Raw genomic sequence first — 22,863 nt, 5'->3', positions numbered from 1 at the left:
GGTCGGACAGGCGGGGCTGGCGCCCCGCCGCCCCGTCAGCGCGACGCTTGCGGGAACCGCGCGCCCGGCGGCGGTTCGGGCCGGGTCGACGGCACGCTCTTGCGCACCTTCGCGACCTGCGCGGCCGTCACCGGCGCGCCCGTATTGCCCCAGCTCGTGCGCACGAAGTTTGACACGTCCGCGACTTCCTGGTCCGACAGGCGCCAGCCGAACGGCGGCATCGTGAAGGTCGACGGCGCGGTGCGCGTGCCCTGCAGCGCGCTGCCTTCCAGCACGACGTGGATCAGCGACGTCGGATCGCCGCCCTGCACGACCGGGTTGCCGGCGAGCGCCGGGAACACGCGCGTGTAGCCGTGGCCGTCGCTGCGGTGGCACGCCATGCAGTTGTCGCGATAGACGGCCGCGCCCGGCTTGCTCGCGTCGCCGGTCTGCAGCGCCTTCGCGGCGGCCGCGTCGTACACGTGCGGCTGCTCGCCCTGCACGCGCGGCGGCAGCGTCTTCAGATAGCGCGCGATCGCATTCAGGTCGTCGTCGGTCATGTGCTGCATGCTGTGGCCGACCACGTCCGTCATTCCGCCGAACGCGGCCGTGCGGAGCGTGCGGCCGGTCTTCAGGAACTGCACGATCTCGGTTTCCGTCCACGTGCCGAGCCCGGTGCGCGGCTCGCCGCGCAGGCTCGTCGGCACCCAGCCGTCGATCGCCGCGCCGCCGGCCAGGAAGTCCGGCCCGTCCGCGTCGGTCAGCCCGCGCTCCTGCATCGTCGGCGCGCGCGGCGTGTGACACGCGCCGCAGTGGCCGAGACCCTGCACGAGATACGCGCCGCGCGCGACCACCGGGTCGGTGTACGGCGCCGCGTCGAACGGCTTCGGCGACGGCGCGAACATCGTGCGCCAGATCCCGAGCGGCCAGCGCATCGACAGCGGCCACACGATGTCGACCGTGCGGTTCTCGTGCTCGACGGGCGCGACGCCGTGCATGAAGTACGCGTACAGCGCCTTCATGTCGTCGTCGGTGAGGCGCGCATAGGACGGGAACGGCATGGCCGGATACATCGTGTCGCCGTTCTTGCGCACGCCCTCGCGTACCGCGCGGGTGAAGTCGTCGAACGTCCAGCCGCCGAGGCCGGTTTTCGAGTCCGGCGTGATGTTCGTCGAATAGATGCCGCCGATCGGCGTGTCGAACTTGAGCCCGCCCGCGAACGGCTTGCCGCCGCTCGCCGTGTGGCACGCGATGCAGTCGCCCGCGCGGGCCAGGTATTCGCCGCGCTTGACGAGGTTCACGTCGGCGGATCGGGCCGCCGGCACGACCGCCGAGCCGGAAGCCGCCGCGGGTGCTACCGCCGGTTGCGCGAAGGCCGCGGTGCCCGCGAGGCCGAACGCGGTCCAGGCCGCGCCGGCCGCCAGCGCGCGCCGCACCGGGGAAATGCGGCGCGCTGCGTTGTGGTTCATCGTCCTCTTCATATGGTCACCAGCGGGGCGGGATTCTTCAGGTATTGCTCGCGGATCGCGCGCGCCGACCAGTAGGCCAGCGCCGCGATGATCCCGGTCGGGTTGTAGCCGATGCCCTGCGGCAGCGCCGAGGCGCCCATCACGAACACGTTGTGCACGTCCCAGCACTGCAGGTAGCGGTTCAGCACGCTCGTCTTCGGGTCGGTGCCCATGATCGCGCCGCCGACGAGGTGGGTCGTCTGGTACTGGCGCGAATCGAAGTGCTTGCCGAACTCGCGCGTCGACACGCCGATCGCCTTCGGCCCCATCGCCTCCGCGATCTTCTTCATCTGCCCGGTCACGTACTGCGCCATCCTGATGTCGTTGTCCTTCCAGTCGAAGGTCATCCGCAACAGCGGCTGGCCGTACGAATCGCGATAGGTCGGATCGAGGTCGAGATACACGTCGCGGTACGACATGTTCGAGCCGTGCGCGTCCATCGAGATCGTGTGCGCGTAGTAGTCCTTCACGGATTTCTTCCACGCCGAGCCCCACTGCGGCGTGCCGGCCGGCGTCGCGATGCCGCTGACCGGCTTCACGCCGGCCTGGTTCACCCACAGCGGCGAGCCGCCGACGAAACCGAGCGGCCCGTGGTCGAAGTTGTCCGCGTTGAAATCGTCCACCGCGACGCCGTTGCCGCCTGCGCCGATGAACGGATTCGTGTAGGTGTCCTTGTCGAAGAACGCCTTGATCGTCGACAGGTTCTGGTACGCGAAATTGCGGCCCACGACGCCTTCGCCGGAGATCGGGTCGTACGGCTTGCCGATGCCCGACAGCAGCAGCAGGTGTACGTTGTGATACTGGAACGCGGCCACGATCACGAGATCGGCCGGCTGGTGCACTTCGCGCCCCGCCGGGTCGACATAGGTCACGCCCGTCGCGCGTTTCTTCGTATCGTCGAGGTCGACGCGCAGCACGTGGCACTTCGAGCGCAGCTCGAAGTTCGGCGCCTGCTTCAGCGCCGGCAGGATGTTCAGGTTCGGCGACGCCTTCGAGTACATGTAGCACGCGTAGCCGCTGCAGTAGCCGCAGAAGTTGCACGGGCCCATCTGCACGCCGTACGGGTTCGTGTACGGGCCCGACGTGTTCGCCGATGGCAGCCGGTACGGATGCAGGCCGAGCGACTGCGCCGCGTCGAAGAAGCGCTGCGCCGAATAGGTATTGAGCTGCGCGGGCAACGGGAAATCGTTGCTGCGGTTCGCCTCGAACACGTTGCCGTCCCCGACGACCTTGCCGCCGACCTTGTACGCCTGCCCCGACGTGCCGAACACCTTCTCGGCGAAATCGAAATGCGGCTCGAGCTCGTCGTAGCTGACGCCGGTGTCCTGGATCGTCATCCCTTCGGGGATGAACTTCTTGCCGTAGCGCTCTTCATAATGGCTGCGCAGGCGCAGCTCTTCGGGCGTGATCCGGAAATGCACGCCCGACCAGTGCAGCCCCGCGCCGCCGACGCCTTCGCCCGGCAGGAACGCGGCGAGCTGCCGGTACGGCAGCGCGGTGTCCTGCACGCCGTGGCGGATCGACACGGTCGTCTTCGACAGGTCGAGGAACAGCTTCTTGCGGACGTTGTAGGTCAGCTCGTCGATCGTGTTCGGATACGCGCCGTCCGGATAGGTGTCGCGATACTCGCCACGCTCGAGCGCGACGACCTTCAAGCCCGCTTCGGTCAGTTCCTTCGCGAGAATCGCGCCGGTCCAGCCGAAGCCGACGATCACCGCATCGACATGCGGCTTTTTCTCTGCGGTCATCAGCTGCGCTCCCCGTTGATCGAGACGGGGCCGTACGGATAGGGCTTGCCGTTCTGGTTGACGAAATCCATGAAGTCCGCGCGCGCGCCCGGAAAGCCGATCATCTTCCACGCGGCCATGTCGTGATTGCCGCCGTGTACCGGATCGCAGAAATAGCCCTCGCGCGTGTTCTGCAGCAACTGGCCGAAGAACACGCCGGGCGGCACGTCGTCGATCTGTGCGCCGCCCCTCTCCAGCGCGCCGAGCACGGTGTCGCGCGTCGGCGCGTCGAGCTCCGCGAACGCGTTGCCGTGCGCCTTTTCGCAATAGCGGTTGACGGCCGCGATGCCGAGCCGGTAGATGTCGCGCGGCACGAGCTTCAACTGGTAGCCGAGCTCGGGCACGCCCTGCTGGAACGGCCCCTGCATGTACCACGTCGCGCCGTGCGCATACGGCGTCTCCATCTGGCGGTCGATGAATTCGGGCACGCCCGATTCGAGCGCGCCAGGGCCTTCGGCGTCGGCCGGAATCAGCCGGTCGACGGCGGCCTGGACGAACGCCCACTCCTTCGCATCGAAGAAGGTCGGCTTGTACGGGGCACGTTCGGCGCTGGCCGATGCGGCTTGCGTGTTGCCGGCCGTCGTCGCGGACGGCGACGACGCGCGCAGGTCGCAGCCGGCGACCGACGCGATCGGCACGAGCGCGACCGACGTGCGCAGGAAGCGGCGGCGCGAGTTGGGTTTGTCAGGTGGCGTGGACATGGTCGGATGTTGATCGTTGGGGATCGGGGGCCGGACGCGCGCATTCCGCATGCGGCGTGTCCGGCACGGCAGCCATGCCGCATGCGGCTGGCCGTCCTGTTCATTCGTGTGTTGCGAACAACCTCGATGCGGACACCGGCCGCGCGATGTGCGGCGGCGCCGTCATGCAGCCGCGTGCGTGCCGGTTCCGGCGGCGCCGCGCGGATCGGCCTCTTCGCGGACCTGATCGTCGGACAAATACCGGCCTGTCGGCCCGGACCTGCCCGCCATCGCCATGACCCTGATCCAACTTAGACGCCGCGTTTGCCGACGGCAAGCGCAGCGTGCACGACCCTCGTTCGGGTCCGGCGACGCGTGGCGCGAATTATAAATGGAACCGGTTCCATTACTAGGTGGTTCGATGCAATTCAATGCATCGAAAATTGCAACAATTGAAAAATCCGGAAGCGGGAATGCGCAAGGATGGCGCGATCGCTGGCGGATCAGCACGTCGGGCAGACGATTGTTCTACGTCGGGTGCAGCCGATCGCTGTCGCTTTCCAGCCACGGCGGGCAATGGCACGGTGCCGGCCTGCGCGGCGGTCTGGTAGCCTCCGCGTCTCATGAGTACACAGAAAAACGAACCGCTGGCGCCCGACGCGATCAGCATCAGCAAATACCTGAGCTACCTGCTGCGCCACGAGCCGCACGCCATCGGCCTGCCACTCGACCCGGAAGGCTGGGCCGACATCGGCGAACTGATCGCCGGCGCCGCCCGTCACGGGCGCAGGCTCGATCGCGCGACGATCGAAACCGTCTGCGCGACCAACGACAAGCAACGCTTCGCCCTCTCCGACGACGGTCAACGCATCCGTGCGGTGCAAGGCCATTCGACATCCGTCGTGCAACGCCGGTATCCGGCCGCGCCACCACCGGAGCGCCTCTATCACGGCACCGCGACGCGCTTCCTGGAGTCGATTCGGGCGCAAGGGCTGAAACCCGGCGCCCGTCATCACGTGCACCTGTCGCCGGACATCCGGACTGCATTGGCCGTCGGCACGCGCTACGGCGTGCCCGCGATTCTCGAAGTCGATGCGCAGCGCATGCACCGGCAAGGCCACACGTTCTTCGTCGCCGAAAACGGCGTCTGGCTGACCGATGCCGTGCCGGCCGAATACCTCACTCGGATCGACACGCCGGCGCGCTGAGCCGCACGCCGCTCACCACGGCCAGAACATCGACGCGAGGGACAGCGCGAGCGCCGCGCAAAGCGGCGAGTAATACAGCGTGTCCATCCGCGCGAAACGCGACCCGCGAATCCGCTTGAAGAAGCCGACATAGCGGAAATCGCCGACGGCCCGCACCGCGAAGATCAATGCGAACGCAACGATCGCGAACGCGATCGTGCCGGGATACGCGTTCCGCCCCAGCCAGCCGGCACGCGCGGCGACCACGCATGCGCCGGCCAGCAGCGCCGCCGCGACGGCAAGCGTGCCGACGGCGGTCGGCCGCAGCAGCGGTACGCCGTCCTGTTCCGGAATGGCCGCACGCTTGCCGAGCCGCCCGCCGAACGCCCAGTAGACGTGAACGAGCGCGAGCGCGCAAAGCGTCGGCACGCTGAAATACGCACCGGTCATGTCGGTAAATGTCCTTGTCTGGTTGTCTCGTTGTTTTGCCGGAAGGGTTCCGGCACGCGGCCCCGGCCCGCGCCACGCATGACGATACCGAAACCCGCCAGTGCGTGCATTGCGACGCCCGGTCGCAACCCGCCGCGGCGCGTGCTGCGGTGCAATGCGCAGGCATCGTCACGCCGGCCGCCCGCTTGACTTCCCTCCGCGCACTACTACGCTGGTATTCCAGTACTGCCGTCGGCATGCCCCTGCGCAACCGGCCGCACGTGCATCGTTCGCCGCGCGGCGCACCTGCACGACAACGATAACGAAGGCCATGGAGGCGACTCATGCTGATCGGTGTGCCGAAGGAGATCAAGAACCACGAATACCGCGTCGGCCTCACGCCGGCCAGCGCACGCGAACTCACGCGGCACGGCCACACCGTGCTCGTGCAGCGCGGCGCGGGCACGGCGATCGGCCTGCTCGACCACGACTACACGGCCGCGGGCGCGTCGCTCTGCGACGGCGCCGACGAAATCTTCGCGCGCGCCGACATGATCATCAAGGTCAAGGAACCGCAGCTGGCCGAATGCGCGATGCTGCGGCGCGGGCAAATTCTCTATACGTACCTGCATCTCGCGCCCGATCCCGAACAGGCGGCCGCGCTCGTGAAGTCCGGCGCCGTCTGCATCGCCTACGAAACCGTGACGGGGCCCGGCGGCGGCCTGCCGCTGCTCGCGCCGATGAGCGAAGTGGCGGGACGCATGTCGATCCAGGTCGCGGCGACCCACCTCGAAAGCCCGCGCGGCGGCCGCGGTCTGCTGATGGCCGGCGTGCCCGGCGTGCCGGCCGCACATGTGGTCGTGCTCGGCGCGGGCGTGGTGGGTACCGGTGCGCTGCAGATGGCGGTCGGCCTCGGCGCGCGCGTCACCGTGCTCGACAACAACGTGAACCGCCTGCGCCAGCTCGACCTCGTCTTCGCCAACCGGATCACGACCGTCTGCTCGAATGCGCAGACGATCGACGAAGCCGTGCGCGATGCCGACGTCGTGATCGGCGCCGTGCTCGTGCCCGGCGCATCGGCGCCGCGGCTCGTCACGCGCGACATGATCGCGACGATGCGCACGGGCGCCGTCGTCGTCGACGTCGCGATCGACCAGGGCGGATGCTTCGAGACATCGCATGCGACAACGCATGCGGACCCGACCTTCGTCGTCGACGGCGTCGTGCACTACTGCGTCGCGAACATGCCCGGCGCGGTCGCGCGCACGTCGACCTTCGCACTGAACAACGCGACGCTCGGGCATGCGCTCGCGCTCGCCGACAAGGGCTGGAAGCAGGCGATGGCCGACGATCCGCACCTGCGCGCGGGCCTGAACGTCTGCGACGGGCACATCACGTACGAGGCGGTCGCGCTGGCGCTCGGCCTGCCTTATGTGCCGGCCGCCGGCGTGCTCCCATGACGGTGCCGGCTCGATGTCGAGCGCACGGTGGCGCGTGACGCACGCGCCGCCGGCCGCCCTCACGCGCGCTTCGACCGGCTCCGCTTCGACCCGCCGCCCCAGGGCCTGTTCCCGCTCATAACGGGCTTGCGAACGTGCGTTGCCGGTCGTAGTGCAAGGAGTGAAGAGCGCCGTTTGGCCGAGCCAAACAAGCGACGATCGACGCCGCAATACGGCCGGCAAAGCATGTTCCCCTGTTTGGAAAAATTCATTCGTGGGGCTGGCCCCCAGAAGGGCCGATCGCCGCGTCATGCTCCTCGCGAATACGTCGAGTATTCGCTTCGTCGCATTCCTTGCGCTTGGCCCTTCTGGGGGCCAGCGCAAGCCCGTTATTAGCGGGAACAGGCCCTACATCGTGCGCGCCAGCAACGGCCGCAGTTGCGCGAGCGTGCGCGTGTTGAGCACGTCCGGCCGCGTGAGCCAGCCGCGGCGCGCCTGATCGACGCCGTACGCGAGGTTGTCGAGTTCGTCGGCGCTGCACGCATCCGAGCCGATCGCGACCGGCACGCCGGCCTTCGCGGCCTCGCGGCACCAGATGTCCGGCAGGTCGAGCCGCCGCGGCTGCGCATCGAGTTCGACGAAGCAGCCGCGCGCCGCGGCCTGCGCGATCACGCGCGGCACGTCGAGTTCGCATGCGTCGCGCTCGCCGAGCATGCGGCCGGTCGGGTGCGCGAGTATCGTGAAATGCGGATGATCCATTGCGCGCAGCATGCGGTCGGTCTGCGCGGCGCGCGACAGGTCGAAGCCATCGCGTACCGCGCCGACGACGAGATCGAGCCGGCCGAGCATCGCGTCGGGCACGTCGAGGCTGCCGTCCTCGCGAATGCCCGCTTCCACACCCTTGAGCAGCACGAAATCGTCGAACGACGCATTGACGCGATCGATCTCGTCGAGCTGCCGCGCGAGCCATTCGACGCCGTTGCGGCCGCCGCCGGCAGGCGGTGCGCGGTCGGTGACGGCCAGGTACGTAAGCCCGCGTGCGCGCGCGGCGTCGGCCATCGCACGCAGGCTGTCGCGGCCGGCCGATGTGTTCGTATGCGCATGCAGGTCGCCGTGGATGTGCTTGCGCTCGACCAGCGCCGGCAGCGTGCCGGCGCGCGATGCGTCGATCTCGCCGCGATTCTCGCGCAGCTCGGGCGGCACGTCGTGCAGCCCGATTGCGGCGTAGACCGACGCCTCCGTTGTGCCGGCGATCCGCTCGTCGCCGCGAAACACGCCGTATTCGTTGATCTTCAGCCCGCCGGCCTGCGCGATCCTGCGCAGCGCGATGTTGTGCGCCTTCGATCCGGTGAAATAGACGAGCGCCGCGCCGAACGCATCGGCGTCGACCACGCGAAGGTCGACCTGCAACCCGCTGTCGAGCACGACGCTCGACTTCGTCTTGCCGTGCGCGAGCACGCGCGCCACCTTGCCGTAGCCGACGAACACGTCGGCAACCGCAACCGGATCGCGTGCGGTGACGAGAATGTCGAGATCACCGACCGTCTCGCGGCGGCGGCGAAAACTGCCGGCCGGCACGGCCTTGCCGACGCCTGCGACCGCGCGCAGGCGTTCGAGCAACGGCGTCAGCGCGTGTGCGGCATCCGGCAGCAGGAAGCGCTGCGGTTCGCGGTGCAGGCGATCGTCGATCGCTTCGAGCAGATGCGCTTCGGTTTTCGCGCCGAAGCCCGGCAGCTCGCGCACGTGCCCGCTTTTCGCTTCGACGCGAAGTTGTTCGAGCGAATCGATGTGCAGTGCGTCATGCAACGCCTTCACGCGTTTCGCGCCGAGCCCCGGCACGTCGAGCAGCTCGACGATCGCGCCCGGCAGCGCGTGGCGCAGCGTTTGCTGCAGTTCGCAGGTGCCGGTCGCGGCGATCTCGCGCAGCTTCGATGCGAGATCGGGCCCGATCGACGGAATCTTCCCGGGATCGTCGCCATTCGCGATCATCGTCGGGATGTCGCGCCCGTAGTCGGCGATCGTCCGTGCGGCGTTGCGGTACGCACGCACGCGGAACGGATTGGCACCCTGGATCTCGAGCATGTCCGCGATCTCGGCGAACACGGCCGCGCACTCGGCGTTGTGGATCGGCATGATCGGCGTGGCTCCCTTCCACGTGGATGGCGCCGCACGCGTGCGCGACGGCGTCTGCCCGCCCGGCGCCGCATGTCGACGCCGCCGGGCGCCCGTTCGTCATCCTACGCCGGCCGCGCAGCGCGTGCAGCGTGCAGCGCGAAGGCGGGAGCGGGAGCGCGACGTCAGAGCGATGCGCGCGGTGTCGTCGCGTAGCGTCGTTCGTAGATCGACTGGCAATGCGTGCAGCGTTCGGCCGCCGGGCGCGCGAGCAGGCGCTCATAGCCGACCGGCGCGTCGCAATCGATGCATTCGCCGTAGCTGCCGTCGCGCATCCGCAGTTGTGCGCGCCCGATCGCGCGCAGTTCGGTCAGCTTCATGCCGATCAAAGCATGATCGACGTCGACGAACAGATCCGCGTTCGCCTCGTCGCCCTCGTCCGGCGACGCGCCGGCGAGGTCCGCATAGGATTCCGACGCGCGCTGGTCTTCGCTCGTGCGGATTTCCGCACGCAGCGTCTGCTCGCTATCTTTCAGCCGCTGTTGCAGCGTCTGCCGTTGTTGTTGGTCGAGCGCCATGGCCGTCTCTCCTGTTCCGGGTTCCGCGCGGAAAGTGTGGCGCGCGGTGTCGCGCCGGTGCGCGGCAGGCAGACACGACCGGCGCCGCCGCGCCCGGATGTGCGCCCGGACGCACGAAGCGCCGGATGCATTCGACGCAGGATAAACCCATTGAACACGCGTGTGTTGACCGGAATCAGCGCGACACGCGGCGCGCGGCGCACGCGTGCGGAAACTGGGGACGGACGCGAAAACGCGGCTTGACCGGATTCGTCTGATGCAAACGCCGCGGGGATCGTCCGATACGCGGCGCAACGTTGCGTGATCGCATGTCAGGCATCGGCGCGAACGATGTCGAGCAACGCGCGCGCCGAGCGCTGCCAGCTATAACGCCGTGCGTGCTCGCGGCCCATCGTGCGCAGCCGCGCACGCAGTTCGGGATCGTCCATCACGCGCGCGATCGACGCCGCGATATCCGGCGGCGAATACGCATCGCAGAACAGCGCCGCGCCGCTGCAGACTTCCGGCAGTGCGCCCTCGTGCGACACGACGACGGGGCAGCCGCACCGCATCGCCTCGAGCGGCGGCAGCCCGAACCCTTCGTACAACGATGGAAAGACGAAGCAGCCCGCGTGCTCGTACAGCGCCTTCAGTTCGCCGTCGGTCACGTAGCCGGCCCACGTGATGTACGGGTCGTCTTCGCGCAAGCCGGCTGCCCGTGCGCCGAAGATCTTCGCATTGGCACCGCCCGCGATCACGAAGCGCAACGTCGGGTGCGACTCGCGCATCAGCGCGATCGCGGCAAGCGCGCGCACGAGATTCTTGCCGGGCGCGAGCGACCCGACGAACAGCACGTAGCGGTCCGTCTCCAGATTCAGCCGCGACAGCACGGCGGGGTCGGCATCGATCCGGTCGATATGATCGACCGCACCCGGCACGACCGCCAGGCGTGCAGGCGGCACGCCAAGCCGCGCGGCCAGCCGCGCTCGCGAAAAATGCGAGACCGTCACGATATGGCGCGCGCGCCGCTTCAGGATCGAGAACGCGAAGCGATACCACAGACGGAACGCGAGCGAATAACCGGCCGGCAGATCGAAAATCGCCGCATCGTGAATCATCAGCAGTTGATCGCGCTTCGCCAGCGGCCCGATGTTGCACAGGCTCAGCAAGGTCCGGCCGCGCGTCGTGCGCGGCAGCGTCCATTGTTCCCAGAGCGTGCCGTGCCGGCGATCGGAGGTCTGCGACCGCGCGCCGGCCGGCAATGCCGCCGGATCGTGATCGGACGGCACGACGAGCGCCGGTGCATCGTCGGCATTCGCGATGCGCGCGAGTTCAGCCGTCAGTTCGTATGCCACCCGCTGAACGCCCGTCATGCGCTGCGCAGTGAATTTTCCGTTGATTGCGAGGCGGCGCAACCGCGTGGTTTGCGCGGCGGTGCCGACGCCCCGCTCCGCGCACGCTTCCTGCAACACAGGTACGCTTCGCTCCCGAATCGACGTTGACATGATCGTGACTGTTCCGATGGCTGCGGCGCGCTTGCGCGCCGCCGGACACCCCGTTGCGCGGGGTGCGACTGTGCCGTCAGTGTGTTCGCCGCCCGAGGTCCGGTCGGTACGTTCGACCGCACAACGCAGCGCTTTCCGGACGATTCGCGATCCTCAGAATGCGTTGCGCCCGATGAAGCCGCGCACGACCGTCAACAGGATGATCTTCATGTCGAACCAGAAGCTCCAGTTCTGCATGTAGAACAGATCGAACTTCACGCGCGCGGCCATCGCCTCGACCTTGCGCGTCTCGCCGCGATAGCCGTTCACCTGTGCCCATCCGGTGATGCCGGGCCGCACGCGGTAGCGGTACATGTAGCAGTCGATCAGTTGCCGATAGAAGTCGTCGTGCTCGAGCGCGTGCGGACGCGGACCGACGACCGACATTTGCCCGAACAGCACGTTGAAGAACTGCGGCAGCTCGTCGAGCGACGTGCGCCGCAGGAACGCGCCGACGCGCGTGATGCGCGAATCGTTGCGCGACGCCTGCCGCAGGACGCCCGGCTGTACGCGATGCACACGCATCGTCCTGAACTTCAGGATGTCGAACTCGCGGCCGTCGACGCCCTTGCGGCGCTGCCTGAACAGCACGGGCCCCGGCGACGACAGCTTGACCGCGATCGCCAGCATCGACAGCAGCGGCAGCAACGGAATCAGTACGCCGACCGCGAACAGCCTGTCGAACGCGAACTTCGCCCACAGCTCCGGCGCGGAGCGCGGCGTGGTCGCGAGATTGATCGCCGGCATGCCGAGCACGTCGGTCGCCGAGCGATCGACGACCGCCATCTGCCGCACGTCGGGCAACAGCCGCAGCTCGACGAACTCGTCGCGCAGCTCGCGCACGATGCGCTGGATCCGCCACTCGTGCGACATCGGCAGCGTCAGCCATACCTCGTCGATCTCGCCGCCGCGAATCATGTCGCGCAATGCGTTCCAGTCGTCGATCACCGGCACGCCGCCGATGCCGCCTGCGGCGGCCGGCGCATCGTCGTCGAAGACGCAGGCTGCCACGAACGGGCCATTCGATGCGAGCTGCATCCGCTCGATCGCCACGCGCCCATACGCGGTTGCGCCGACGACGGCCACGCGGCGCTGCCGCGTGCGTGGGTCGTCACGCGTCAGCGCGAGCGCCAGCAGCGCGGCGCGGCCGAGCAGCAGCGCCGCATCGCCGGCCAGCACCGTGCGTACGATCCAGCGTGTCGTGACCGTGCCGCCGCGGTTCATGATCCATATCGTGCCGGCCACCGTCAGCACGCTCGCGCAGACGACGGCCACCATCGTCTGCGTCAGTACGTGTGTGCCGCCACGCGGTGCCACGCCGCCGCGCACGGTGCGCAGGTAACGCGGCAGCAGCGCCGCGGTCAACACGCACAGCAGCGCGATCGCCCCGCGCTGCGCATCGGACAGCTCGCGCCACGCCAGGCCCGACGCCGCCTGCGCCGCGAGCGCCCCTGCCAGCACGAGCACGACGTCGGTCGCCGCGATCGCGGCACGCCGCATCGTATTCGCTCCACCGGACATCGACTGCATCGTCACGCACCATGTGCCGGGAATCCGCAACGTGCGTCCGGCATGCGGGGGCGCACCGGCGTCGGCCGCGCATTCCCGCGCGTGCCGAGCAACCTGCGATAGTCGGCGCGAATCAGGTTGTAGCATTCGCACGCGTGATGTTCGAGGCCGTCGCGGTCGAGCAGCGTGATGCGGCCGCGGCGCTGCCGGATCAGCCCGGCTTCCTGCAGGTTGCCGGCCGCTTCCGTCACGCCCTCGCGCCGCACGCCGAGCATGTTCGCGATCGTCTGCTGCGTCACAGTCAACTCGTCGCCGTCGATGCGGTCGTGCACCAGCAGCAGCCAGCGGCTGAGCTGCTCGCTGACCGAGTGATGCCGGTTGCACAGCGCGCTGCGCGAGATCTGCGCCATCGTCGCCTGGCAGTAGTTGAGCAGCAGCCGATAAGTCTCGGGCGACCGTTCGAATTCGGCGCGCATCACGCAGGTCGGCACGCGATAGGCCATGCCGCCGATGCGCACCTCGACCCGGTTCGATGCCGCGACGCCACCGACCAGCGTGCCAAGCCCGACCACGCCCTCGCGGCCGACCACCGCCACCTCGACCATCGCGCCGTCCTCCATCAGGTGCTGCACCGACATCATTGCCGTCGTCGGGAAATGCAGGTGGCGCGTCGGCTCGCCGACCCGGTCGAGCATGCCGGCCTTGATCCTGACCAGTTCGAGATGCGGTGCGATGGTGCGGATGCTGTCCTCCGGGAGGGCATCGAGGATGGCATTCGCCGAGTAGCTCGAGTGAAGATGAAGCATGTCTGTATCCCTTTTATCGTCCGCGCCGCCTGCAGCCGCCTGCACGGAACTCGTTATCGCGATGCGCGCCCGGACGTAGACAGCGGTTGCGGCCCACAACCCTGAATCCGACCGACCATCGGCTTTCACCGCTGGATTGAGTCGACCGTCCCGTTTCGACACGCCAGCCCGAATAAGCGATTTACGTGCCAATACCCGCCCATCCTTAATATATGAATCACGTCCGATTTAGATCGACCGAATAACCCGCCTGAAACTCGAAAAAACGTCTCATTTCCGGACACTCTTCCGCACGACGGACACTGAACAGCATTCAACTGACCAATTTGCGGGCATCTGCTCGGAACCCCCGCAGCGGTGCTGCGAGGCTTGTCGGTCATATACTTACAGGCGATTTTCAATTGTTTCCGTGATGTGCCGAACGGCGCGAGACAGCTCCTTCACGCGTCACACGGTCGTTTCAAACTGTCTCAAAATTGAATCGGCACGCTAATTCAAGGCTCCGTCTGCTATCGCACATATCGCACGCAAGCCATTGATATTTATGGACATTTGTTAAATGCACGCTTATTTGTCAAATAATGTTCAATGAACTCGCGACGCTTTCCTCGTATGATGGGCGGCTTCGACCGATTGATTCCCGATCGACATTGAATGGCTGACCAGCCTGTCATTCCACTTCAGGATGATTAATTCCGTAAAAATGAATCATTAAATCCGCATAACGTTTTCACTCAATCAAAATCGTCAAACTTTGTGAAATGACGCAATGTGCAATTGGTTGAATTCAATTGCGTGCTAGCCTTTCCGCAGCATCGTCATTCGATTTTCGATGAACACAAGTCCGCACGAGCGTGCGAAATTCCCTTTTCCGGGGTATCGCCGCGACGACGCGTGACCGCCACCCAACGAGGATGCGCCGTGACTCACCAGGCCCCCGACGCCGTCGCGCACGCGAACGGCATGATCGAGCTTTCCCACAGCTTCGATGCAAACCGCTTTCTCGCGGCCGTCGACCGCGACGAGCTCGCCACGCTGATTCCCCACCTCCAACTCGTTCACCTGAAATCGGGGCAAGTGCTCTGTGAACCCGGCGAAATGCTCGCCGCGGTCTACCTGCCCGTCACGACGGCGATTTCGCTGCAGTACGTGTCGTCCGGCGGCATGACGCTGGAGGTCGCGGAGATCGGCAGCGAAAGCGTGGTCTGCGACGACGTGATCGGCGGCAGCGGCCACATGCCGTGCCGTGCCGTCGCCTGCCGCGACGGCTTCGTCTACCGGCTCGACCGGCGCGTGTTCGCGGCCGCGTTCGACGTGTCGCCGGTGATCCGCCATCTCGTGTTCGTCTGCGTGCGGCTGCTGATGGCGCAGGTCTCGCAGATCACGTTCTGCAGCCGTCATCACGTGCTCAAACATCAGTTATGCAGATGGTTCCTGCTGGCGTACGACCGCACGCGCAGCATCGAGATCCAGGTCACGCACAGCATGCTGGCGCAGATGCTCGGCGTGCGGCGGGAAACGGTCACGGACGCCGCCGGCGAAATCCAGAAGCTCGGCCTGATCCGGCAATACCGAAGCTCGATCGAGCTCGCCGACCTTGACGGCCTCGAGAAGATGTCGTGCGGCTGCCGCGCGATCGTGCGCGACGAGATGAAGCGCATCCTGTCGGCCGACTCGGGCGTGCCGGCCGCATCGCGTGCCTGATAACCACGCCGATTGCCGCGCCGATTCGTGCGGCGCCTGCGTGCGGGGTTAGCGGTTTGTAGGGTGGCGAACAGAACGCCGTGCGTGCGAATGGTCTACTGATGCCGGACTGCCGGGGGGATGTCAGCGCAATGCGCGCGTCTGCCCGAGCGGACGACACCACGCACGCCGGAGCCGCACGTGAAAAACGAAATCAGAACCATCCTCAAACACGTCGCCCACCTCGAAGCCGCGATCGATTCGATCGGCGACGGGGACGACCTCTACGAAGCAGGCCTCTCGTCGCTCGACACGATCCAGTTGATGCTCGCGATCGAGAAGCAGTTCAACATCGAGATTCCCGACGAGATGCTGAACCGCAACCTGTTCCGCAGCATCGACGCACTCGCGGACACGATCGCCACGCTGCAACGCACCGAGCATTCCGCATGAGCGCGCTGCTTCCCGAACTCGCGGCCGACAGCGAATCGCATCGGCTCGACGAGGCCGCGCGCGCCGTCGCACAGATCGCCGCGCAGCACGCGGATGCGGTCGACCGCGACGCGCGCTGCCCCGTCGAGGCGATCGAGGCGATGCGCGCGCGCCGGCTGCTGGGCGCGATGGTACCGGCCCATCTCGGCGGCGCGGGCGCGTCGCTGGAAGAGATCGCTTCGGCCTGCTCGATCCTCGGCCAGGCCTGCGCATCGTCGGCGATGGTGTTCGCGATGCATCAGATCCAGGTCGCCTGCATCGTCAACCACGCCGTCGACCAGGGCTGGCACAAGCTGTTCCTGCAGCAGCTCGTGCGCCACCAGTGGCTGCTCGCGTCGGCCACGTCGGAAGACGGCGTCGGCGGCAACCTGCGCGCGAGCCAGTGCGCACTCGAAACCGATGGCGGCGAGTTCCGGCTGCGCAAATCCGCGCCGACGATCTCGTACGGCGACTACGCCGACGGCATCCTCGCGACCGCGCGACGCGACGCGGACGCGCCGGCTTCCGAACAGGTGCTCGTCACGCTGCTGCGCGACGGTTATACGCTCACGCGCCGCGGCGAATGGGACACGCTCGGGATGCGCGGCACCTGCAGCAACGGCTTCGTGCTCGACGCACAGGGCGCCGCCGCTCAGTGCCTGCCGGTGCCGTTCGCGAAGATCGCCGAAGACACGATGGTGCCGGTCTCGCACATCCTGTGGGCCGCGGTCTGGATCGGCGTGGCCAGCGACGCATTCCATCGCGCACACCAGTTCTTCCGCGCGCAGGCACGCCAGACCGACGGCGCGCCGTCGCCCGCGTCGCGGCGCATCGCCGAATCGCTCGAGCTGATGCAGGCGATGCAGGCCCGCGTCGACAACGTACTGCGGCTCCATGCGAATACGTCGGCCCGCTCGTGGTCGGCCGGCATGGCCTGGGCCGCGGAGATCAACACGCTGAAGACCTACGTGTCGACGACCGCGCTGGAAGTCGCGCAACAGGCCATGATGATCTGCGGGATGGCCGGCTACAAGCAAGGCACGCCGTTCAGCATCGGCCGCCACATTCGCGACCTGCACGCGGCGCCGCTGATGATCAGCAACGACCGCATTGCCGCCAACACTGCGAGCCTGCTGCTCGCGCTGCGTCCTGCGACGCTGGAGAAACATTCGTGAACGATCGCCTCGCCGTGCCCTCCACCGCCCCCACTCCCGCCGACGCGCCGCTCGACCGCGCGGGCGTCAACCCGCTGCGCGATGCGCTGATCGACGCCGGCCTGCTGGTCTCGACCGGCATCCAGGGCCTGTTCGGCCGCAGCGAGCGGTTCGAGCGTGTCGTCGAAGCGCTCGACGCGTTCGTCACGCGCCTCGGCGCCGATCAGCAGGCCGAAGTGCTGCGCTTCCCGCCGGCGATGAGCCGCATGGAATTCGAGCGCAGCGAATACATGAAGAGCTTCCCGCAGCTCGCGGGCAGCGTGCATGCGTTCTGCGGCGACGAGCACCAGCACCAGCGCCTGCTGCAGTGCCTCGATCGCGGCGACGACTGGACGGAAAACCAGAAGCCGACCTACGTCGTGATGACGCCGGCCGCGTGCTACCCGGTCTATCCGGTCGTCGCGCGCGCGGGCGCACTGCCCGGCGACGGCCGGATCGTCGACGTGTTCTCGTACTGCTTCCGCCACGAGCCGTCGCTCGATCCGACCCGCATGCAACTGTTCCGGATGCGCGAATACGTGCGGATCGGCACGCCCGAGCAGATCGTCGCGTTCCGCGAGACGTGGATCGAGCGCGGCACGCGGATGATCGACGCGCTGCGCCTGCCGAACGCGATCGATCTCGCGAACGACCCGTTCTTCGGGCGCGGCGGCAAGATTGTCGCGAACAGCCAGCGCGAGCAGAACCTGAAGTTCGAGCTGCTGATCCCGATCGAGCACGACGACCGCCAGACCGCGTGCCTGAGCTTCAACTACCACATGGATCATTTCGGGCTGCTGTGGGACATCCGCACCGCGACGGGCGACGTCGCGCACACGGGCTGCGTCGGCTTCGGCCTCGAACGGCTGACGCTCGCGCTGTTCCGCCACCACGGCTTCGATATCGACGCGTGGCCGCGCGACGTCCGCGACGTGCTGTGGGGCACGCAATGAGGTTCGTCTCCCGCGACGGCGAAAACGCGTCGTTCGACGACGTGCGCCACCGTGCGCGTCATTACCGGCCGCACCCGCTGCACAGTCAGGAGATGGTCTGGAAACAGACCAACTGCTACGTCGACATGTGGCTCGAGGTGCTCCGCTGGTGGGGCTTCAATCCGTACGCGGCGCTGCCGTTTACGATCGCGCTCGATTTCGAGGGCGACCAGTTCACGTTCTTCAAGTTTCCGCATGACGAACTGGAGCGGCTCTACGGGATCGTCGTGCAGGAGCACTCGATCTACGAGCCGCTCGACCAGCACATCGAAACGCAGGTCGCGCGCGGTCACCTGATGATCGTCGAGGTCGACGCGTGGTTCCTGCCCGACACGCGCGGCAGCAGCTATCGCACGCAGCACACGAAGACGACGATCGGCATCGACGCGATCGATCGCGCGAAACACCAGATCGGCTATTTCCACAACAGCGGTTATTACGTGGCCGAGGATTTCGACTACGACGGGCTAGTCGGCGGCAGTTCGCCGATGACGCTGCCGCCGTACGTCGAAATCGCGAAGCGGCGCTTTGCGCCGCTCGACGAGCGCGCGCTCTGCGACGCATCGCTCGCCGCGCTGCAGCGCCACCTGCGGCGCCTGCCGGTCGTCGATCCGATCGCGGCATTCCGGCGGCAGTTGCAGACCGATGCGAAGACGCTCGCCGATGCGCCGCTCGAACACTTCCATGCGTACTCGTTCAATTCGGTGCGGCAGCTCGGCGCGAATTTCGAACTGTTCGGCCATTACGCGCGCTGGCTGCAGGCCAGCGGCTGCGTCGGGCCGTTCGCCGAGATCCGCGCCGCGTGCGACCGCATCGCGTCCGAAGCGATGGTGCTGGAGTTCCGGCTCGCGCGCGCCTGCGCACGCGGCAAGGAGGAACGCGGCGATTCGACGCTCGAAGCAATCGGGGCCGCCTACGTCGACCTCGTTGCCTGCGCGCGGCAGATCGGCTCGCCGCTGCGGCACATGACGCCCGCGCGCAGCGACGCGGCGCCCGTGCCGGCCATGCGGTGACGCGCGCGCGTGCCCTGCCCGCGTGGTCGATGCTGGCGACGGCCGCGGGCGCCGTGCAGGAACCGCGCGAGCTCCCGGCCGCCGGCGACGGCTGGATCGCGGCACCGGTGCCCGGCACGGTCGCGCAGGCGCTCGCGCTGGCCGGCCGGCTCGACGAAGCGGCGTCGCTCGACGAACGCGACCACTGGTACCGGATCGAGTTGCGCGGGCGCGGGCCGCGCGTGCTGCGCTTCCACGGGCTCGCGACGCTCGCGCAGGCATGGCTCGACGACACGCCGATCCTCCGCTCCGACAGCATGTTCGTCGCACACGACGTTCCCGTGTCGCTCGACGGCACGCACCGGCTGACCCTCTGCTTCCGCGCGCTCGCGCCACACCTGCGCGACGCGCGCGCGCCGCGCCGTGCGCGCTGGCGCACGCGGCTCGCCGAGCCGGCGACGCTGCGCACGGTCCGCACGTCGCTGTTCGGGCACATGCCCGGCTGGTTTCCGCCGTACGTGCCGGCCGGCCCGTGGCGCCCCGTCGACGTGCTCGATCCGGCCGACGGCTTCGTTCCGGTCGATTGCGACCTGCGGGCGCGCATCGAAGGCGACACGGGCTGGCTCGATGCGGAACTGACATTCGCCGCGCCGTTGCCCGACGCGCTCGCGGCGCGACTGTCGTGCGGCGAACACCAGGCGACGCTCGAACGCGCCGGCGCCGACCGTTTGCGCGCAAGCGTCGCGGTGCCCAACGTGCGCCGCTGGTGGCCGCATACGCACGGCGAGCCGGCGCTCTACGAGATCGCGCTGCATATCGGCGACGAACGGCGGCCGCTCGGCTCGACCGGCTTCCGCACGATCGAGATCGATGCCGGCGCCGACGGCAAGGGTTTCGGGCTGCGCATCAACGGCGTGCCCGTGTTCGCGCGCGGCGCATGCTGGAGCAGTGCCGCACCGCTCGCGCTGCATGCGGACGACGCGACCTACGGCCGCCTGCTCGGGCTCGCGCGCGACGCGGGTTTCAACATGATCCGCGTCGGCGGCACGATGACCTACGAGGCCGACGCATTCCACGCGTGGTGCGACCGGCTCGGGCTGCTGGTGTGGCAGGACTTCATGTTCGCGAACTTCGATCATGCGCTCGACGATCCCGCGTTCGCGGACAACGTCGACCGTGAAGCGAATCAATTCCTCGCGCGGCACGGCGCGTCACCGTCGCTCGCGGTGCTGTGCGGCGGCAGCGAGATCGCGCAACAGGCGGCGATGTCGGGGCTCGGACCGAAGCAGCGCTTCCTCGAGCTGACCGCCGAGCGGCTGGCCGGCCACGCGGCCGCACGCCGGCCCGACGTCCCGTACGTGCCCGATTCGCCCGACGGCGGCGTGCTGCCGTTCGCGCCGCGCGAACGCGTGTCGCACTACTACGGCGTCGGTGCGTACCTGCGCCCGCTCGACGACGCGCGCCGCGCGGACGTGCGCTTCGCGAGCGAATGCCTCGCGTTCGCGAACGTGCCGTGCGATGCGACGCTCGCCAGCCTCGGCTGGCCCGGCGTGCACGAGCCTCGCTGGAAAGCGGCCGTGCCGCGCGACCCGGGCACGTCGTGGGATTTCGAGGACATTCGCGACCACTATCTGCAGACGCTGTACGACGTCGCGCCCGACCGGCTGCGCCGCGAGGATCCGGCACGCTACTTCGAGCTGTCGAGGGCCGCGATCGCGGACGTAATGCGCGACACGTTCTCCGAATGGCGGCGCACCGGCTCGCGCTGCGCCGGCGCGCTCGTGTGGCAGTTCCAGGACGTGATGCCGGGCGCCGGATGGGGGGTGATCGACGCCACGCACCGGCCGAAATCGGCGTGGCATGCGCTGCGCCAGGTGCTGCAGCCCGTGCAGGTGCTGCTCGTCGACGAAGGCTTGAACGGGCTCGACGTGCACGTGGTCAACGAACGCCCGGCGCCGCTGTCGGCGGCCGTCGAGCTGGTCGCGCTGCGCGACGGTCGCACGCCGGTCGCACGGGCCGGCTGCCCGGTGCGGATCGCCGCGCACGACGCGGTGCGGATCGGCTCGGCCGAACTGCTCGGCCGGTTCTTCGACTGGACCTATGCGTATCGTTTCGGGCCCTGCGAACACGACACCGTCGTCGCGACGCTGCGCGCCGACGACGGCACGCAACTGTCGCAGGCGTTTCATTTCCCGTCCCGCACGCATCCGGCCGTGCTGGCGCGGCGCGAACTCGGGATCGAAGCGTGCGTGTCGCGCACCGGCGATACATGGCACGTCGACATCGACACGCGACACGTCGCGCGTCACGTGCAGATCGACGCGCCGGGTTTCATGCCGCGCGACGACTGGTTTCATCTCGCACCCGGCACGCCGGTGCGCGTCGCGCTCGTTCCGCTGGAAACTGCCGGGAAGATTCGGGATGCAGACGGCGGGCCGCCTGCCGTGGAAATCCGCGCGGTGAACGCCGCGCGAACGGTGCGCGCCACGCAGGCCGGTTGACGTGACGCTCGCGGCCCCGGTGCGCCGCGAGCGTCACCATTCGAACGTCAGTCGGACGAGCCCGTGCCGCGCGGCCGCTCGATTCCGTACGCTTCCATCCAGCGATACAGCGTCGCGCGCGACACGCCCAGCTCGCGCGCCGAAGCCGCGACGCGCCCGCGCGTGCGCAGCAACGCGGTTTCGATCGCCTCGCGCTCGATCGACTTGCGGATGTCGGCCACGGACGGCGACGCCGCATCGAGACAGTATTCGAGTTCGAGATCCCGCGCGGTGATCAGGCGCCCTTCGGTCATCACGACCGCGCGGCGCACGCGGTTGATCAGTTCGCGGACATTGCCGGGCCAGTCGTGCTTGTAGAGTGCGGTGATCGCGTCCGTCGAGAAGCCGCGCACGCGATGGCGCGCATCGCCGCGGAAACGTTCGAGCATGTGGTGCGCGAGCAGTTCGATGTCCTTGCCGCGCGCGCGCAGCGGCGGCTGGTCGATCCGCATCACGCACAGGCGGTGGAACAGGTCCGCGCGAAACCGCCCTTCCTCCATCGCGCCGCGCAGGTCGACGTGCGTCGCCGATACGATCCTGACATCGACCGGCACCGGATCGCTGCCGCCGAGGCGATGGATCGAGCGCTCCTGCAGAAACCGCAGCAGGCTCGCCTGGCTCTCGTGCGGCAGGTCGCCGATCTCGTCGAGCAGCAGCGTGCCGCCGTTGGCGGCCTCGACATAGCCGATCTTGCGCGCGTTCGCACCGGTAAACGCGCCGCGCTCATAACCGAACAGCTCCGATTGCAGCAGATGCGGCGGAATCGCGCCGCAGTTGACCGCGACGAACGGGCCGTTGCGCCGCTCCGAATGACGATGGATCGCGACGGCCGTCAGTTCCTTGCCGGTACCCGTTTCGCCGAATACGAACACGGGCGCGTCGGTGCGCGCGAAGCGCCGCACCGTATCGAACAGCCGCAGCATCGCGCTGCAGGTGCCGACGATGCCTTTCTCGTCCGATTCGAGCTGTTCGCGGTCGCGCGCGAACAGGCATTCCATGCCGTACGCATGGCCGACCGTATCGGCGATGCGCTGATGCGACGCGGGCAACGTGACGTAGTCGAAGCAGTAGTCGCGCAACAGCGCGCGCACATTCGGGGACGCGGTCTGGCCGACGTCGACGAGCGCAACCCACACGACGTCGCGCATCGACGCGCAGGTCGACGCGATGCTGCCGATCGCATCGGCATGGCCGCCGCTCAAGTCGAGAATGCCGCAGGTGATTTCGCCGGACGTGTCGCGCAGCTCGTTCGCATGCGCGACGATCGAAACCTTCCAGTCGCGTCGCGCCAGTTCCTTTCGCAGCATGACGGACGGCGACTGCGTCCAGTAAATCAGCGGGCGCGGCCCGTTACCGCTTCCCCCGCCGGCGCGCTTATCGCGCGTTATTGGCATATTCATAACGAACCATCACTTTCTCCACTCCGCGAACCGTTCGCGTGCGCTGCGGCCGGCG

The 22,863-nt window shown here is 68.0% G+C and carries 18 protein-coding genes; 8 read left to right on the top strand and 10 right to left on the bottom strand.

From position 1 onward, the window contains the following. Nucleotides 1–35: 35 nt before the first annotated feature. Genes R9B84_RS25875 through R9B84_RS25865 form a run of 3 tightly spaced genes read right to left on the bottom strand, consistent with a single transcriptional unit; the run spans nucleotide 36 to nucleotide 3,975 of the window. Complete coding sequence (locus tag R9B84_RS25875; protein WP_423762859.1) at nucleotides 36–1,460, bottom strand: c-type cytochrome; 1,425 nt, start codon at nucleotides 1,458–1,460, stop codon at nucleotides 36–38. Next, the gene (locus tag R9B84_RS25870; protein ID WP_423762858.1) at nucleotides 1,457–3,235 is read right to left on the bottom strand and encodes a GMC family oxidoreductase; all 1,779 of its coding nucleotides are present in this window, start codon (nucleotides 3,233–3,235) and stop codon (nucleotides 1,457–1,459) included. The genes R9B84_RS25875 and R9B84_RS25870 overlap by 4 nt, the downstream gene beginning before the upstream one ends. Next, entirely contained in the window at nucleotides 3,235–3,975 is a 741-nt protein-coding gene (locus tag R9B84_RS25865) for a gluconate 2-dehydrogenase subunit 3 family protein (protein WP_423762857.1), read from the bottom strand. The genes R9B84_RS25870 and R9B84_RS25865 overlap by 1 nt, the downstream gene beginning before the upstream one ends. Nucleotides 3,976–4,577: 602 nt before the next feature. On the opposite strand from R9B84_RS25865, the gene R9B84_RS25860 reads away from it, so the two are divergent. Next, nucleotides 4,578–5,162 (top strand): RNA 2'-phosphotransferase, encoded by a 585-nt coding sequence (locus R9B84_RS25860; RefSeq protein WP_423762856.1) that lies wholly within the window; start codon nucleotides 4,578–4,580, stop codon nucleotides 5,160–5,162. 12 nt (nucleotides 5,163–5,174) lie between these two features. Here R9B84_RS25860 and R9B84_RS25855 read toward each other — a convergent pair whose 3' ends face one another. After that, nucleotides 5,175–5,591: a DUF3995 domain-containing protein gene (locus R9B84_RS25855; protein ID WP_423762855.1), complete on the bottom strand. Its 417-nt coding sequence runs from the start codon at nucleotides 5,589–5,591 to the stop codon at nucleotides 5,175–5,177. Nucleotides 5,592–5,914: 323 nt separating this feature from the next. Here R9B84_RS25855 and ald point away from each other — a divergent pair, with 323 nt between their 5' ends. Then, nucleotides 5,915–7,030: an alanine dehydrogenase gene (gene ald / locus R9B84_RS25850; RefSeq protein WP_423762854.1), complete on the top strand. Its 1,116-nt coding sequence runs from the start codon at nucleotides 5,915–5,917 to the stop codon at nucleotides 7,028–7,030. Between the two features lie 387 nt (nucleotides 7,031–7,417). Here the strand turns inward: ald and polX are convergent, their stop codons facing one another. From polX to R9B84_RS25825, 5 genes are all read right to left on the bottom strand, one after another. Continuing rightward, nucleotides 7,418–9,142, bottom strand: coding sequence for a DNA polymerase/3'-5' exonuclease PolX (polX, locus tag R9B84_RS25845; RefSeq protein WP_423762853.1), 1,725 nt, complete (start codon nucleotides 9,140–9,142; stop codon nucleotides 7,418–7,420). A gap of 164 nt (nucleotides 9,143–9,306) precedes the next feature. Next, on the bottom strand, nucleotides 9,307–9,699 hold the full coding sequence (locus R9B84_RS25840) for a TraR/DksA family transcriptional regulator (RefSeq protein ID WP_423762852.1): 393 nt from the start codon (nucleotides 9,697–9,699) through the stop codon (nucleotides 9,307–9,309). A gap of 311 nt (nucleotides 9,700–10,010) precedes the next feature. Next, a complete protein-coding gene (locus R9B84_RS25835; RefSeq protein WP_423762851.1) occupies nucleotides 10,011–11,051 on the bottom strand; it encodes a glycosyltransferase family 4 protein in 1,041 nt (346 codons plus the stop codon). A gap of 285 nt (nucleotides 11,052–11,336) precedes the next feature. After that, complete coding sequence (locus R9B84_RS25830) at nucleotides 11,337–12,722, bottom strand: undecaprenyl-phosphate glucose phosphotransferase (RefSeq protein WP_423762850.1); 1,386 nt, start codon at nucleotides 12,720–12,722, stop codon at nucleotides 11,337–11,339. 32 nt (nucleotides 12,723–12,754) lie between these two features. Next, on the bottom strand, nucleotides 12,755–13,537 hold the full coding sequence (locus R9B84_RS25825; RefSeq protein WP_423762849.1) for a Crp/Fnr family transcriptional regulator: 783 nt from the start codon (nucleotides 13,535–13,537) through the stop codon (nucleotides 12,755–12,757). Between the two features lie 921 nt (nucleotides 13,538–14,458). Between R9B84_RS25825 and R9B84_RS25820 the strand changes: the two genes are divergently transcribed. The 6 genes from R9B84_RS25820 to R9B84_RS25795 all read left to right on the top strand — a co-directional run bounded on the left by R9B84_RS25820 (nucleotide 14,459) and on the right by R9B84_RS25795 (nucleotide 21,369). Further along, the gene (locus R9B84_RS25820) at nucleotides 14,459–15,241 is read left to right on the top strand and encodes a Crp/Fnr family transcriptional regulator (protein ID WP_423762848.1); all 783 of its coding nucleotides are present in this window, start codon (nucleotides 14,459–14,461) and stop codon (nucleotides 15,239–15,241) included. Nucleotides 15,242–15,421: 180 nt separating this feature from the next. Beyond that, nucleotides 15,422–15,673, top strand: a complete 252-nt coding sequence (locus R9B84_RS25815) for an acyl carrier protein (RefSeq protein WP_006490451.1) — start codon at nucleotides 15,422–15,424, stop codon at nucleotides 15,671–15,673. Further along, entirely contained in the window at nucleotides 15,670–16,866 is a 1,197-nt protein-coding gene (locus R9B84_RS25810; protein WP_423762847.1) for an acyl-CoA dehydrogenase family protein, read from the top strand. The genes R9B84_RS25815 and R9B84_RS25810 overlap by 4 nt, the downstream gene beginning before the upstream one ends. Continuing rightward, a complete protein-coding gene (locus R9B84_RS25805) occupies nucleotides 16,863–17,837 on the top strand; it encodes an amino acid--[acyl-carrier-protein] ligase (RefSeq protein ID WP_423762846.1) in 975 nt (324 codons plus the stop codon). Before R9B84_RS25810 ends, R9B84_RS25805 begins: the two co-directional genes overlap by 4 nt. Next, nucleotides 17,834–18,889 carry a DUF1839 family protein gene (locus tag R9B84_RS25800; protein WP_423762845.1) on the top strand — a complete coding sequence of 352 codons (1,056 nt, stop codon included), beginning with the start codon at nucleotides 17,834–17,836 and terminating at the stop codon, nucleotides 18,887–18,889. Before R9B84_RS25805 ends, R9B84_RS25800 begins: the two co-directional genes overlap by 4 nt. Beyond that, complete coding sequence (locus tag R9B84_RS25795; protein WP_423762844.1) at nucleotides 18,886–21,369, top strand: glycosyl hydrolase 2 galactose-binding domain-containing protein; 2,484 nt, start codon at nucleotides 18,886–18,888, stop codon at nucleotides 21,367–21,369. The genes R9B84_RS25800 and R9B84_RS25795 overlap by 4 nt, the downstream gene beginning before the upstream one ends. A gap of 47 nt (nucleotides 21,370–21,416) precedes the next feature. On the opposite strand, the gene R9B84_RS25790 is transcribed toward R9B84_RS25795, so the two are convergent. Beyond that, the gene (locus R9B84_RS25790) at nucleotides 21,417–22,808 is read right to left on the bottom strand and encodes a sigma 54-interacting transcriptional regulator (RefSeq protein ID WP_423762843.1); all 1,392 of its coding nucleotides are present in this window, start codon (nucleotides 22,806–22,808) and stop codon (nucleotides 21,417–21,419) included. Nucleotides 22,809–22,863 lie beyond the last annotated feature (55 nt).

This window comes from Burkholderia sp. NLJ2, assembly GCF_049487195.1.
In the GTDB taxonomy this organism is placed as follows: domain Bacteria; phylum Pseudomonadota; class Gammaproteobacteria; order Burkholderiales; family Burkholderiaceae; genus Burkholderia; species Burkholderia pyrrocinia.
This window is presented reverse-complemented; position numbering and strand designations above follow the sequence as displayed.

What these genes read in the sequence shown, in the direction of transcription:
- R9B84_RS25875 (WP_423762859.1), bottom strand. Translation starts at nt 1,460, where the DNA reads ATGAAGAGGACGATGAACCACAACGCAGCGCGCCGCATTTCCCCGGTG.
- R9B84_RS25870 (WP_423762858.1), bottom strand. Translation starts at nt 3,235, where the DNA reads ATGACCGCAGAGAAAAAGCCGCATGTCGATGCGGTGATCGTCGGCTTC.
- R9B84_RS25865 (WP_423762857.1), bottom strand. Translation starts at nt 3,975, where the DNA reads ATGTCCACGCCACCTGACAAACCCAACTCGCGCCGCCGCTTCCTGCGC.
- R9B84_RS25860 (WP_423762856.1), top strand. Translation starts at nt 4,578, where the DNA reads ATGAGTACACAGAAAAACGAACCGCTGGCGCCCGACGCGATCAGCATC.
- R9B84_RS25855 (WP_423762855.1), bottom strand. Translation starts at nt 5,591, where the DNA reads ATGACCGGTGCGTATTTCAGCGTGCCGACGCTTTGCGCGCTCGCGCTC.
- ald (WP_423762854.1), top strand. Translation starts at nt 5,915, where the DNA reads ATGCTGATCGGTGTGCCGAAGGAGATCAAGAACCACGAATACCGCGTC.
- polX (WP_423762853.1), bottom strand. Translation starts at nt 9,142, where the DNA reads ATGCCGATCCACAACGCCGAGTGCGCGGCCGTGTTCGCCGAGATCGCG.
- R9B84_RS25840 (WP_423762852.1), bottom strand. Translation starts at nt 9,699, where the DNA reads ATGGCGCTCGACCAACAACAACGGCAGACGCTGCAACAGCGGCTGAAA.
- R9B84_RS25835 (WP_423762851.1), bottom strand. Translation starts at nt 11,051, where the DNA reads ATGACGGGCGTTCAGCGGGTGGCATACGAACTGACGGCTGAACTCGCG.
- R9B84_RS25830 (WP_423762850.1), bottom strand. Translation starts at nt 12,722, where the DNA reads ATGCGGCGTGCCGCGATCGCGGCGACCGACGTCGTGCTCGTGCTGGCA.
- R9B84_RS25825 (WP_423762849.1), bottom strand. Translation starts at nt 13,537, where the DNA reads ATGCTTCATCTTCACTCGAGCTACTCGGCGAATGCCATCCTCGATGCC.
- R9B84_RS25810 (WP_423762847.1), top strand. Translation starts at nt 15,670, where the DNA reads ATGAGCGCGCTGCTTCCCGAACTCGCGGCCGACAGCGAATCGCATCGG.
- R9B84_RS25800 (WP_423762845.1), top strand. Translation starts at nt 17,834, where the DNA reads ATGAGGTTCGTCTCCCGCGACGGCGAAAACGCGTCGTTCGACGACGTG.
- R9B84_RS25790 (WP_423762843.1), bottom strand. Translation starts at nt 22,808, where the DNA reads ATGAATATGCCAATAACGCGCGATAAGCGCGCCGGCGGGGGAAGCGGT.